The sequence below is a fragment of the Tangfeifania sp. genome (assembly GCF_055108615.1).
In genome coordinates this window covers 1-14,006 of sequence record NZ_JBSQIC010000093.1, presented here as the reverse complement: position 1 = coordinate 14,006, position 14,006 = coordinate 1, and the positions used below count along the sequence as shown (strand labels likewise).

11 protein-coding genes are annotated in these 14,006 nt (G+C 43.5%); 6 read left to right on the top strand and 5 right to left on the bottom strand.

Going from position 1 to position 14,006, the window contains the following annotated elements; translation table 11 throughout:
* The 5 genes from ACTCNA_RS15525 to lacZ all read left to right on the top strand — a co-directional run.
* Positions 1–459 (top strand): M20/M25/M40 family metallo-hydrolase (locus ACTCNA_RS15525; RefSeq protein ID WP_462948848.1); only part of this gene is annotated, 459 nt, incomplete at its 5' end.
* 20 nt (positions 460–479) lie between these two features.
* Positions 480–692 (top strand): hypothetical protein, encoded by a 213-nt coding sequence (locus ACTCNA_RS15520; RefSeq protein ID WP_462948847.1) that lies wholly within the window; start codon positions 480–482, stop codon positions 690–692.
* A complete protein-coding gene (locus ACTCNA_RS15515; protein WP_462948846.1) occupies positions 682–1,029 on the top strand; it encodes a hypothetical protein in 348 nt (115 codons plus the stop codon). Before ACTCNA_RS15520 ends, ACTCNA_RS15515 begins: the two co-directional genes overlap by 11 nt.
* A 13-nt stretch (positions 1,030–1,042) precedes the next feature.
* The gene (gene tilS, locus ACTCNA_RS15510) at positions 1,043–2,368 is read left to right on the top strand and encodes a tRNA lysidine(34) synthetase TilS (RefSeq protein ID WP_462948845.1); all 1,326 of its coding nucleotides are present in this window, start codon (positions 1,043–1,045) and stop codon (positions 2,366–2,368) included.
* Positions 2,369–2,469: 101 nt separating this feature from the next.
* Positions 2,470–5,559, top strand: a complete 3,090-nt coding sequence (gene lacZ / locus ACTCNA_RS15505; protein ID WP_462948844.1) for a beta-galactosidase, LacZ type — start codon at positions 2,470–2,472, stop codon at positions 5,557–5,559.
* 76 nt (positions 5,560–5,635) lie between these two features.
* On the opposite strand, the gene ACTCNA_RS15500 is transcribed toward lacZ, so the two are convergent.
* The 5 genes from ACTCNA_RS15500 to ACTCNA_RS15480 form a co-directional block, all read right to left on the bottom strand.
* Entirely contained in the window at positions 5,636–6,574 is a 939-nt protein-coding gene (locus ACTCNA_RS15500) for a sugar phosphate isomerase/epimerase family protein (protein ID WP_462948843.1), read from the bottom strand.
* A 426-nt stretch (positions 6,575–7,000) separates the two neighbouring features.
* Entirely contained in the window at positions 7,001–9,229 is a 2,229-nt protein-coding gene (locus tag ACTCNA_RS15495) for a GH92 family glycosyl hydrolase (protein WP_462948842.1), read from the bottom strand.
* Positions 9,230–9,384: 155 nt separating this feature from the next.
* On the bottom strand, positions 9,385–10,122 hold the full coding sequence (locus tag ACTCNA_RS15490) for a 3-keto-disaccharide hydrolase (RefSeq protein ID WP_462948841.1): 738 nt from the start codon (positions 10,120–10,122) through the stop codon (positions 9,385–9,387).
* Positions 10,123–10,186: 64 nt separating this feature from the next.
* Positions 10,187–10,765 carry a DUF2179 domain-containing protein gene (locus ACTCNA_RS15485; RefSeq protein ID WP_462948840.1) on the bottom strand — a complete coding sequence of 193 codons (579 nt, stop codon included), beginning with the start codon at positions 10,763–10,765 and terminating at the stop codon, positions 10,187–10,189.
* Between the two features lie 23 nt (positions 10,766–10,788).
* On the bottom strand, positions 10,789–12,423 hold the full coding sequence (locus tag ACTCNA_RS15480; protein WP_462948839.1) for a peptide chain release factor 3: 1,635 nt from the start codon (positions 12,421–12,423) through the stop codon (positions 10,789–10,791).
* A 246-nt stretch (positions 12,424–12,669) separates the two neighbouring features.
* Here ACTCNA_RS15480 and cas1 point away from each other — a divergent pair, with 246 nt between their 5' ends.
* On the top strand, positions 12,670–13,560 hold the full coding sequence (gene cas1 / locus ACTCNA_RS15475) for a type II CRISPR-associated endonuclease Cas1 (RefSeq protein WP_462948838.1): 891 nt from the start codon (positions 12,670–12,672) through the stop codon (positions 13,558–13,560).
* Positions 13,561–14,006 lie beyond the last annotated feature (446 nt).

Sequence of the window (14,006 nt, the reverse complement as noted above, 5' to 3'; positions counted from 1 at the left end):
GATGGGTTTTATCACCTGCTTTCTTTGAATGGGAATGTGGAAAAGGCAGAAATGCTGTATTTTATCCGCGACCACGATGCTAAAAAATTTGAGCATAAAAAGCAGCTGCTAAAAGAAATAATCGGTGTGGTTAATACCGAACTGGGCCGTGAACTGGTAAAATTTGAAATGGAGGACCAGTACTACAACATGCGCCAAAAAGTGGAGCCGGTAATGTACGTGGTGGATATTGCTGAAGAGGCCATGAAAAAAGCCGGTGTAACGCCAATTATTAAAGCTATCAGGGGCGGAACCGACGGGGCCCGGCTTTCGTACGAAGGATTGCCCTGCCCGAATGTGTTTGCCGGCGGCCACAATTTTCACGGGCCGTATGAATTTATTCCAATACCTTCCATGCTGAAAGCTGTTGAGGTAGTTTTAAATATTGCAGCGTTGACAGGAAAACTTAGGAATTCGTAAATTTGAGTAAAAATTTGATTATGGATATTAATTATGTAATCGATGAAAAAGGGAATCATTCTGCTGTTATTGTGCCTATAAAACAGTGGGAAAACTTCATGTCCAGATTTTCAAAAATGAAAAATAAACTTGAGGTTCTTACGGGGTTGGAAGAAGCAGTTGATGAAGTAAATTCAATTAAAAAAGGAAAAAAACAACCCAAATCATTAACCGGTTTTCTGGATGAAAACTGAAATTATCATAACAAACAATTTTAGCAAAGAGGCGAAAAAATTGCTTAAAAAATACAAGTCACTGAATTCAGAACTTCGGCAACTAAATGATGAGTTGTTGCAAAATCCAAAATTAGGCACTCCAATTGGCCAAAATTCTTACAAAATAAGATTGGCTGTAAAGAGCAAAGGAAAAGGGGAAAGTGGCGGTTTAAGAATAATTACGCATGTGAAATTAAAAATGCATTACGATGAAATAACCAACACTGTTTACCTTTTGTCTGTTTATGATAAACCTGAAACCGACTCTATTTCAAGTAACGAGTTGACTCGAATTTTATCAAAACTGAATAATTGAAAGTAACCAATTTATGCTGTCCCGGTTTACTGATTTCATAAACGAAAAACAGCTTTTTGAACCCCATCAAAAAGTACTGCTCGCTGTCAGTGGAGGAATCGACAGCATGGTGTTGCTGAATTTATTTGAGAAATCGGGATTTAATTACGGCGTGGTGCATTGCAATTTTCAGCTTCGCGGTGAGGATTCTGACCAGGATGAGCAATTCGTCAGGGAAGCTGTGTTGCAACATGGTGTACCTGCCTTTTTTCAAACTTTTGAAACGGAAGAACACGCACGATTGAATGGAATTTCCATTGAAATGGCTGCCCGCGAACTGCGGTACGAATACTTTGAGGAAATCAGGATTGAAAATCAATACGATTTTATTGCCACTGCCCATCACCAGGACGATTTGCTGGAAACTTTTTTTCTCAACCTGTCGCGGAAAACAGGAATCCGGGGTTTAACCGGCATAAAAGAAAAATCGGGGAATATAATCCGCCCGCTGCTCTTTGCCAACCGCAAGGAAATTGAAGATTTTGCCCGCGCCAGTTTTATCGAATTCAGGGAAGATCACACCAACAGCGAAGTGGTTTTCCAGCGCAATTTTATCCGGCATGAAATTATGCCGCTTTTTCAGAAATTGAACCCCGCATTCAAGAAAAACCTGCTGGCCTCTATGGAACATTTAAAGGAAACTGAAGAAGTGTATTTTTTTTCCATGAACAGGTGGCAGAAAAATGTGGTTTCCACCAGTGACGGGAACATTGAAATTCAAATCTCCGCATTGCTGAATTCACCTTTCCCAAAATTTCTCTTGTACGAAATTTTAACCCGCTATAATTTTAATCCTAAAGTAACGGACCAGGTTTTTCAAAGCCTTGAAAATGAATCGGGAAAACAGTTTTATTCGCCTACCCACCGACTTGTTAAAGACCGGGAAAAGCTTTTTGTTACCGAACTTCCCAAAGAGGAAAAGCGAATTTACTACATCGAAAAAGACGATATTGAATTGTTTGAACCGTTTGACCTGGCAATCGAAACAAACGAAAATCGGAATTTTGAAATTAGCAGAAACCCCAATGTGGCCTGCCTCGATTTCGCTCAACTCGATTTTCCGTTGTTAATCCGCCGGTGGAAACAGGGCGACTATTTTCAGCCGCTCGGAATGACCGGTTTCAAAAAGCTGAGCGATTTTTTTATCGATGAAAAACTACCGCTTCACGAAAAAGAAAATACCTGGCTGCTGTGCAGCGGGCAGCAAATCGTCTGGGTGATGGGACATCGCATCGATAACCGGTTCAAAATTACGCCCGAAACCAAGCAGGTTTTGAAAATTGAAATCAGAGAATATTAGCCGGTTTGTTTTCTTTTGGGGAATAAATAGGTTAAAACCCTGTATTTTTCGTCAGGTTAACAGAAATAGATTCAATTATTAAACCAGTAAATCAATTCATCATGCTCAAATCTTCAATTCTGAAAAGTATATTTTTGACGGGGCTGCTCGGGGCTGCAACAACTGTTTTTGCCCAAAACGACTGGGAGAATTCTACAATTTTCGAAATCAATAAGGAGCCGGGGCATGCGTCTTTCGTGCCCATTGATACGGAAAGTTCTGAAATTAACCTGGACAAAGCCGCCAGTCCGTTTGTACAACTGCTAAACGGCAACTGGAAATTTAAGTGGTCGCCCAAACCTGCCGATCGCCCAATGGATTTTTATAAACCGGATGTTGATGTTTCGCACTGGGACGAAATTCCGGTTCCGGCCAACTGGCAACTGCATGGTTACGGCAAACCCATTTACACCAATGTTACTTATCCGTTCAAGGTTGATCCTCCCAAAATTCAGCACGACAATAATCCCGTGGGGTCATACCGGCGCACATTTTCGATTCCTGAAAAATGGGATGGCAAAGAAATTTTCATTCATTTTGAAGGTGTGAAAAGTGCGTTTTATTTGTGGGTGAATGGCCGGAAAGTAGGCTACAGCCAGGGAAGCATGACACCCGCTGAGTTTAATATTACCGATTATTTGCAGGAGGGAGAAAATGTGCTCGCTGCCGAGGTGTATCGCTGGAGCGACGGCAGCTACCTCGAAGACCAGGATATGTGGCGGCTGAGTGGAATCTACCGCGATGTTTACCTAATGGCTAAACCCAAAACGACTATCCGCGATTTCTTCATTACAACTGATTTGGATGATAATTATCGTCATGCAGACCTGAATATCAGGGTTGACATTAAAAACTACAACGTTGAAAATTTGGAAGGCCTTCAACTAAAAGCTTCGGTTTTTGAGAAAGGTAACTTTGAAAATGCACTGTTTACGCTGAACGAGCGGGTAGATGTGGATGCCAGTCAGGAAATTCCGGTTTACCTGAACCGGATCGTTCGCAATCCAAAACTTTGGACAGCAGAAACACCAAATTTATATACCGCTGTTTTTGAATTGATTGACGAAAATGGAAATATTGTTGAAAAAGCAGGTTCCCATTTTGGATTCCGCGAAGTGGAAATCAGGGGAGGGGAGTTTTTCGTGAACGGCAAATCCATTCTTTTTAAAGGCGTGAACCGCCACGAGCACCATCCCGATTATGGCAGGGCTGTTACCCGCCAGGGTATGGTGGAGGATATTCTGCTGATGAAACAGTACAACGTAAATGCAGTGCGTTGTTCGCATTATCCCAATCAGCCGTTGTGGTACGAGTTGTGCGACGAGTACGGATTGTATGTTTTTGACGAAGCCAACGTGGAATCGCATGGAATTTCGTACGGGAAGAACCTGCTTCCGGGCAGCGACCCCCACTGGACGGGAGCAGTGGTGACGCGCGCCGAACGAATGGTGCTGCGCGACCGGAATCATCCGAGCATAGTAACCTGGTCGCTGGGAAATGAAGCCGGGCATGGCGACAATTTTTATAAAATGGCGGATCGAATCCGGGAACTTGATCCTACCAGAAATATTCACTACCGTCAGATGAACGCCGCCGCCGACATGGACAGCCAAACCTACCCAACTCCGGAGTGGATTATTAATCGCGCACAGGAAAAACCCGACCGTCCGTTTTTGATGAACGAATATGCACATGCCATGGGAAATTCGGTGGGCAACCTGCAGGAATACTGGGATGCCATTGAAAAATATCCGGCTCTAATTGGCGGGTTTATCTGGGACTGGGTGGACCAGGGATTGCGGCATAAAACTGAAAACGGCATTGAATTTTTTGCTTACGGTGGCGATTTTGGCGACAAACCCAACGACGATAACTTCTGCATTAACGGGTTGGTTTCACCCGACCGTGTGCCCAATCCTTCGTTGTACGAGGTGAAAAAAGTGTATCAGAATATTTCATCAAAACTAATTGATGTTGAAAACGTTGAAATGCAGGTTCATAACAAATTCAGGTTTATAAATACCAATGAATTTGCCACAAGTTGGGAATTACTGGAAGATGGAGAAATAGTTGAATCCGGAAATATTGATTCACCCGATATTGAGCCGGGCGAAACAGGTGTTGTGAATATTCCTTTTCAAACAGATTTAAAAGACGGGAATGATTACTTTTTAAAAGTGATTTTTTCTTTAAGGAATGACGAACTTTGGGCAAAAGCAGGCCATATAATTGCCTGGGATCAGTTCAGTTTGCAGGAAGCACCATTCACTGTTTCAGAAGAAATGAAATCGGGCAGGGAGTTGAAGTTTGAGAAAAATGAGGAGGAAATTGTAATCAACGGGCATGATTTTCAGGCGATTTTCGATGCTGAAAAGGGTGAGCTGAAAAGCCTCAGTTATGATGGAGAAGAGATGCTAACCTCTCCGGTTATGCCAAACTTTTGGAGGGTGCCGGTTGATAACGATTTGGGGCACGGTTTCGAAGTGTCTTCAGGTGCATGGAGAACGGCTTCGGAATTCCGAAGGATTAAAAAACTGGTTGCGGCAAATGTAAACGGCGACAGTGTGCAGGTGACTGTTACCGCTGAACTTCCGGTTTTTGCCATTCCGCATGAAACAACTTACACGGTCTACAAATCGGGCGTAGTAAAAGTGGATTGCAGCATGAATGTGGAAATGGAAGCTCCCGAACTGCCCCGGTTTGGTGTTCAGTTCAGAATACCTGAAACTTTTAGCCAAATGGAATGGTATGGCCGCGGACCGCACGAAACTTACCAGGATCGGAAGACTGGTGCCGCCTTTGGAATTTATGAAGGGTTAATAAAAGATCAGGTTTACCCGTATATTTTCCCGCAGGAAACCGGCAACAAAACCGATGTGCGCTGGGTAACTTTTACGAATGACAAAGGGAAAGGAATTAAAATTACGGGATTACCGGAAGTTGATGTTACTGCTTCGCCATACCTGCCTGCTATGGTTGAAAGTTCAACGCATAACTACCAGTTGCAAAAAATGCCTTTTTATACTGTTCAGGTAGATTACAAACAGCGTGGCGTAGGTGGTAACAACAGTTGGGGATTAAAGCCGCTGGATAAATACCGTCTGCTGGATGATCATTATAAATATTCATTTTTAATATCGCGGGCGGAATAAGTACTAAAAATGGAAATATAATACAGCATGTAAAACGGGGACAAAATTTTGCCCCCGTTTTTATATTGAATTACTATTAAACCACAAACGGCGCATTGTTCAAATAATCAAAACATTCCTTCACGCCCTGGAATTGTGTCATGTCCGGATCCCTGATCCCTTCCAGTTCAACGTAATATTCATCCAGCCCGTTTTCGTAAGCTTTTTTGAAAATATTCGGGAAATTCATCATTCCCGACTGGCCAAGAACTGAACGGTCTTTAATGTGCAGCACCGGAAACCTGCCCGGATATTTTTCGAAGTATTCCAGCGGATCGTTCGAGCCCATCACCGTCCAGTACACATCCATTTCAAAGAAAACTTTGCCGGGATCTGTTCCGTTCAGGAACAGGTCATAAATCACGTCACCAACCGGCATCCACGGATTGTTTTGACTAACTTTTTGCTCTTCGGTGGCAATGCGTTCAAACTCCATGTGGTGGTTATGGTAGCCCCATTTTATTCCGGCATTTTTTGCAATTTCGCCGGCTTTGTTAAACGACTCGCAAACAACTGCCACATCATCGTGGTTTTCGATGGCCGGCATCATGGGCTGCACCAGCGTTTTAACCCCGAACTTCACGTGGTCTTCAACGGCAATTTTCCAGAAATCAGCCACTTCACCTAAATTTGCTTTAGTGATTTTGCGTACCGGAGGATTCACATGCGAGCCGGTAATTTTCAGGCCCGCATCTTCGGACAGTTTGCGGTATTCTTCCGGTGTGTAATCTCCCATCTTCCGGTTGCGGTAACCAGCCAGTTCAATGGTGCTGTAACCGATGTCAGCAATTCTTTTCAATCCGCTGGGAACGTCTTCGGTAAGCTCTCTTCCCAGCGAATAAATTTGCAAACCGATCTCTTTTTTTGCTGCTGCTGAGTTATTAAATCCCAAAGCAGCTGCCGGTCGCATTGAGCCGGCAATGGCACCGCCCGCTGTGAGCAGCCCCAGTTTTTTTAGAAATTCTCTTTTTTGCATAATTTAATCAGATTTGAATAGTATTGATATTGTGTAATATTGACACAATTGTACTAAAAATGATTGATATATTGCCCAAATGTTTAATACAATTTGTAAATATTACAAAAAATCCATCACGTTGATTCAGAATGGATTTTATTTTAACAAAATAATTAAATTGAATTAGGCATTTTGTAAATATGGAAAGATGCCGGAGGCATCAAATGTTTGTAGAAATAAATTTGTGAGGTACAGGGGTCGACCCCGGGGTCGCAATTCTTCCACTTTCTATAAACATGTAAACCCGCTGGGTTTAATAAAAAAATACCTGTTAGTGCCTGGTTTAATGCTTTTAAATGCCTGTCGGTGTATAAATTTCAATTGATGAATGTTTTGTTGTTTTCCCGCAAATAAACGCAGCTATTTATTATTCTGTATTTAAAATTAGTAAACAACCGACTTTGGCCTGTTTTCAGGTGCTTTCCCAAGTTCCGGATTGGGTTCGCTGCCCATGTGGAAAGTCAGTGTTCCTCCATTCATAATTGCATCGTGTGTAATAAATGTTTTTTCGTAAGGCTCGCCATTTAATTCAACCGACTGAATGTAAATATTTTGTTTGCTGTTATTTTCTGCAACAATGGTAAATGTTTTGTCTTCAGGCAAATCAATGACCACTTCATCGAAAAGCGGGCTTCCAAAAACATAGGCTCCATTTGAAGGATTCACAGGATAAAATCCCATGGATGATAAAACATACCAGGCCGACATTTGCCCGCAGTCTTCGTTGCCACACAAGCCATCGGGCTGGTCGTGGTACATGGTAGTGCAGATTTCGCGTACCTTTTCAGCTGTTTTCCACTGCTGACCGGCATAGGCGTAAAGATAAGTGGTGTGGTGGCTCGGCTCGTTACCGTGGGCGTACTGGCCGATTAGTCCGGAAATATCTGCAGATGCACCTTCCACTTTTATGGATTCAATGGAGAACAGGCTGTCGAGCTTGGTTGTAAAAGCCTCTTCGCTACCAAACAGTTCAATCAGGCCTTCCACATCGTGCGGAACCAGCCAGGTGTACTGCCAGGCATTTCCTTCGCAATAGTCGTCTTCCCGGTGCTGCGACGAAATGGGGTTAAACGGCGATCGCCAGCTTTCATCACTCATTTTTCCGCGCATAAACCCGGTGGATTCATCAAAATAGTTCTGGTAATATTTGGCTCTTTTTGAAAAGCGTTCTGCCTCTTCGGTTTTGCCCATATCCTTTGCCATGGCCGCAATGGCCCAGTCGCTGATGGCATATTCCATTGCCCTCGCCACTGATTCAACCTGCGAATCGGCAGGAATAAAACCCCGGGATTTTATAAAGTCCAGTCCGCGTTCATCTAACAGAGCCGAAGTTTTCATGGCTTCAAAAGCCAGCTCAGTATCAAAACCGCGAAATCCTTTAAAGTAGGCATCGGCAATAACAGGAACGGCTGAGTAGCCCACCATGGTATTGGTTTCGTTTCCGTGAAGGTGCCAGATGGGAAGTTTCCCCTGCTGCTTGTAAATGTCGAGCATGGAGTTGATAAAATCGTTTACCCGCTCCTGCTGAACCAGCGTAAACAGCGGGTGGGCAGCCCGGTAGGTGTCCCACAACGAAAAAGTGGTGTAGGTTTCGTGTCCGGCATTTTCATGAATTTCCCTGTCGGCTCCGCGATATTTGCCGTTTACATCGTTAAACAGCGACGGGGCAATCATGGTGTGATAAAACGCGGTATAAAACGTGCGCTTATCGGCTGCGTTTTCTGTTTCAATATTTAATTTCGAAAGTTCATCATTCCACTTTTCTTTTGCCCCCTTTTGTACCTGCGCAAAATTCCAGTGGTCGATTTCGGCGGTGAGGTTGGCTTTGGCACCGTCGGTGCTCACGGGAGAAAGTGCTGTTTTGGCCAGCAGCTCACCATTTCCTTCAAATTCGATGAGGGCCGTAACTGTACCTTGCTTTTCATTTTCTTTCAGAATTCTGAAATCAGAAATTTCTTTTGAAAATGTGGTGTAAAAGAAAACCCGCTGATCGTTGGCCCACCCTCGTGAAAAACGCTGTCCCTTCACTGTAAATTCATCCACCTGCTCCAGGGCACCATCGGTTAACATGTCCCATCCTGTGCCGTATTGCAAGTCGATAATCAGGTGTGAATTTCCACCGTCATTAAAATTGTATTTATGAAATCCTACGCGTTCGCTGGTTGTGAGTTCAGCATCGATGTTGTAACGATCGATGTGCAGGCTGTAAAATCCGGGCTCTACCGTCTCCCTGTCGTGCGAGTAAGTTGATTTCCAGTTGTAGGCGGAATCAGCATCCACTTCCGGATCGTAAGCATCTGAAACCGGCATGAAAACGATATCGCCGAGGTCGCCGATTCCTGTGCCGCTGAGGTGGGTGTGTGCAAATCCAATGAGAATGGAATCGGAATAATGATACCCCGAACACCAGTCCCAGCCTTGTGTTTTGTTATTTGGTCCCAGCTGAACCATGCCAAACGGAACATTGGCACCTACAAAAACATGTCCGTGGTAATCGCTGCCAATATACGGATCCACAAATTGTGTGTAATCAGTTTCTGCTGTTTCTTTTTGCGTACACGAAACGGCAACCATTAAAATGGCAACCAGAAGAGAAAGTAATATTTTATTCATTGGATATTTATTTTATAAAATTTTTGCAAAATTAATAAAATTGTGTGGTGCAGGCTCTGTAAACGGCGATTATGAGATGATAAAAAAAGCCTGCCGGCTTTTGTGAAAATTCTTCACATGCCAGGCAGGCTTTTTCAATTTCTTTCCGGACAATCCTACAGTTCCCTGATTTTTATGTTTTTGAACCAAACGGTATAGCCGTGGTCCTGCAATCCGATATAACCTTTTTTTGCAATTCCTTCAGTGAAACCCGGGAAATTTTTGAATTTGCTGTTTTCTACCAGCTCATCCCATTCGTCGGTCCAGTGGGTGTATTCCACTACTTTGGTACCGTTCATTGAAACGGTTGCTTTGCCATCGTTCACTTTAATGACACAGGTGTTCCACTCACCGGCCGGATTTACGGTTGACGGGTCGGCAGCAATCATATCGTACAGTGAACCGGCAAGGTGGCTGTCGATTTTGTTGTCGGTGGCATTTTCGTTGTCGAGTACCTGGATTTCCGGTGCCGCGTAGTAGATGGGTTTTCCCGGCTCTTCCTTCACGTAGTAGAAAATTCCGGAATTGGCCATGTCGCCTGCTTTCCAGTCGATTGATAATTCGAAGTTTTTGAATTGCTCATCGCTGAATATGATGTCGCCCCCTGCGCCTTGTCCCGGTTGTTTTCCTTCACCCGTAAAAACCTTCATGGCACCGTCTTCTATGGTCCAGTTGTCAGGCATGGTTTCGCCGGCATACTGGCGCCATCCATTAAAATTTTTACCGTTGAACAACAACTCCCAGCCGTTTTTTTTCTCTTTCCGTGTTAACTTGTTGTCTTTTTGTGCAAAAGTTTGGGTTGAGAAAACCATTAAAAAACTGATTAAAAAAACTGAAATAAGATTCTTTTTCATTTGATTGTAATTTTTTACCCTTTCGGGTTTTGTTAATAATTAAATTTAATTGATCGGTTACAAATTATTTTCCTTTTCTCCACGGTCGCGATCCCTTTTTAATGGGATAGATTAGATGACTCACTGTTTTCACGTCTTCAACAGAATAGAACGCCTGGGGATTGGTTGCTTTTATTATTTTTTCCACTTTCCCGATTTCTTGGCGTTTTATAATACTGTAAATTATGCTGACAAAATCATTGCTTCCCTGGGCCGCGTGGTGTGTTATCCCATATCCGGCTTCTTTCAGGTTTTCAATTAGTTTATCCGCATTTTTGCGGGTTATAATCTGAATTTTTACAATGCCCACTGCGAGTTTTTCTTCAATGAGCAGCCCAATGTAGTTTCCTGTTGCAAAACCGCCGGCATAGGCAAAATAGCAAAGCCAGTTGTCCAGGTTTTGAAAGATTTTGGTCATGGCCAGCAGCCAGATAAAAATTTCAAAAAAGCCCAAAAACGGTGCCCATTTTTTAGCTCCTTTCGAAATCATTACGATGCGGATGGTACCGATTGTAACATCGGTAACCCTTGCCATGAAAATGAGCAACGGCAGCACCACGTAAGTAAATAAGGAGCTGTCGTAAAAAGTTTCAAGAATAACCATGACAGGCAAATTTATGGTAAAAATTAAAACTCCGAAGTAAAATGAAACTTAATGTCTTTAAATTCGTCCTGTGCCATTTGCAGGATGAACGGAGAATCGGCCATAAACACATCGCGCCCCCATTTGTCTTTGGCCATTTTCTGGTGTTTTCGTTTTTTAAACTCAACAAGCGTTTCCGGTTTATCCGATTCAATCCAGCAGGCTTTGTGCATTTGAAGCGGTTCGAACCGGCATTGGGCACCGTACTCGTGTTCCAGCCTGAACTGGATAACTTCGAACTGCAACTGCCCCACTGTGCCAATAATTTTACGGCCGTTAAACTGGCTGGTAAACAGTTGGGCCACCCCTTCATCCATCAGGTGATCGATTCCTTTGTTCAATTGCTTTGATTTCATGGGGTTTGCATTTTCAATGTAGCGGAACATTTCAGGGGAGAAACTGGGCAGCCCTTTAAAATGGATTTTCTCACCGTCGGTTACGGTATCGCCAATGATAAAACTGCCGTTGTCGGGAATTCCGATAATATCGCCCGGGTAGGCTTTTTCAATAATTTCTTTCTGCTCGGCCATAAAAGCTGTTGGGCTCGATATCCGGATATTTTTTCCCAGCCGTGTGTGGGTGTACACTTTGTTTCGGGTAAATTCACCCGAACAAACCTTGGCAAAAGCAATACGGCTGCGGTGGTTGGGATCGATGTTGGCGTGAATCTTAAAAATAAAGCCGGTGAAGTTTTTTTCATCGGGTTTCACCTCGCGTTCTTCCGCTGTTGAAGGTTGCGGCGTTGGTGCAATTTCAAGGAACGCATGAAGCAGTTCGTCCACGCCAAAGTTATAAAGGGCACTGCCAAAAAATACCGGGGCAAGATTTCCTTCGAGGTAACTTTGCCGGTTGAATTCCGGGTAAACACCTTCCACCAGCTCCAGCTCTTCGCGCAGCGTTTCGGCATCGTCGCCAATATGGTTTTCCAGTTCAGGACTGGAGACATTTTCAAACTGAAGGCCTTCTTCGATTTCCTGAATACTCGGGTCAAACAGTTTCAGGCTTTTGGTGTAAATATTGTAAACCCCTTTGAAATCGGGGCCATTGTTAATGGGCCAGCTCAACGGGCAAACCTGAATTTTCAGCTGGTGCTCAATTTCATCGAGCAGCGTGAAAGAGTCCTGAGCAGGGCGGTCCATTTTATTGATAAACACGATGACCGGCGTTTTGCGCATCCGGCACACGTTCATCAGTTTTTCGGTTTGCGGCTCCACACCTTTTGCGGCATCAATAACGATAATTACACTGTCAACCGCGGTGAGTGTCCGGAATGTATCTTCCTGGAAATCCTGGTGACCGGGGGTATCGAGGATGTTAACTTTATAGCCATTGTATTCGAACCCCATCACCGAAGTGGCAACCGAGATTCCGCGCTGCCGCTCAATTTCCATGAAGTCGGAAGTGGCACCTTTTTTAATTTTGTTGCTTTTTACGGCACCTGCCACATGAATGGCACCTCCAAACAACAGCAGTTTTTCGGTGAGTGTGGTTTTACCGGCATCGGGGTGGCTTACAATTCCAAATGTGCGACGACGTTGAATCTCTTTTTCTATGGTCATTCCAATCCTGTTAATTTTCGGGGCAAAAATAACAAACAAGTCGGGACTTTGAGTTTCCAACTCAAAGATTTAAAACGGATGGTCAATTTTAAGCAGTTTTTTTTGAATGCATTCAGGGACTTTGGAAAGTCCCCTGTCCCCTCAAAAAAAAACTCCCACCGAAGCGGGAGTACAGGACTTAATATCCTTCGGCATATAGCCTTATTGTGATAAGATGTAAAAATTGAGTTCTTTATGTTATTGAGCAAATGTAACAAAGACCTTCAAGGTTTCGCAAACTTTGAAGGTCTGAATACAAAAACCATCATGCTAAAACGAACTTTGTTTCTTTCGAACCCTTACCACCTTTCACTTAAAAACCGGCAACTGGTAATATCCGAAAAATCAGGAGAGGTCCTTAAAAAAGCCCCCGTTGAGGATATTGGTTTTGTGGTGCTGGAAAATCAGCAGATTTCCATTACCATGAAATTAATTGAACAGCTAAACCAAAACAATGTAGCAGTGGTATTTTGTGACAGTAAACATCTGCCTTCAGCAATGCTTTTGCCGCTCGATGCCCATCATATTCAGAATGAATTGTTCAGGGCGCAGATCAACGCATCGGAACCGCTGAAAAAAAACCTGTGGAAACAAACCATAGAAGCAAAAATAAAAAACCAGGCCAGGTTGCTCGAAAAACAGGGGTTGCAGGGCCGGCAACTAAAAAATCTGGCCCGGACGGTGAAAAGCGACGACAGCGACAATCGCGAAGGTTTTGCTGCCCGTTTGTACTGGAATGCCCTGTTTGGTAAACAATTTATTCGCGACCGCTACGGTAATCCACCCAATATGTACCTGAACTACGGGTATATTCTTTTGCGCTCGGCTGTTGCCCGTGCGCTGGCTGGTTCCGGACTGCTTGCCACGCTGGGTATTCATCACCGCAACCGGTACAATGCCTTTTGCCTGGCCGATGATATTATGGAACCCTACCGCCCGTGGGTGGATGAAATTGTTTGCGAAATAGAAGAAAAGTACCCGGGGGATTATATGCTGCGAAAAGAACACAAGGCCGAACTTTTGCAGCTAATGGCTGCCGATGTGAAAATAGGGGAAAACAAACGTCCGTTGATGGTGGCGCTGTCGCAAACAACGGCTTCGCTGGCGCGATGCTTCAATGGCGAAGTGAGAAAAATAACCTACCCGGTATTTGAATGATAAGTTAAAACTTTTTCAAAGTTCCAAACTTTGGAAAAGGTCAATTAAAAGAAATGGCGCAAGTCAGGTTAAATGCATATCATATTATGTGGCTGTTTGTTTTTTTCGATCTGCCCGTTACCACTTTCTTCAAAACCCCCAGCTTAAGCTGGGGGCTATAATAATAAAAAACCCGCGTCACATAGAGGCTTTAGCCATTAATCTTTTTATTTCCCGGACAATAGTGATTCAAAATATAGAAACGAAAAAACGGTACATCATTCCACTTCTTTGCAGGATTAAACTGCTTTTTATTATTCAGCTAACAGGCTAAAACCCTTATGTAATAAGTAAAAGCTGCCCCTTGTTTGTGGTTTCCCATCTTCATTTTATTTCGGTGGGCAGGGATGTAAAATTGTTTTTGAATTCAAAATCATTGTTGTCCGGTTAAATTTTATTTAAGAAGA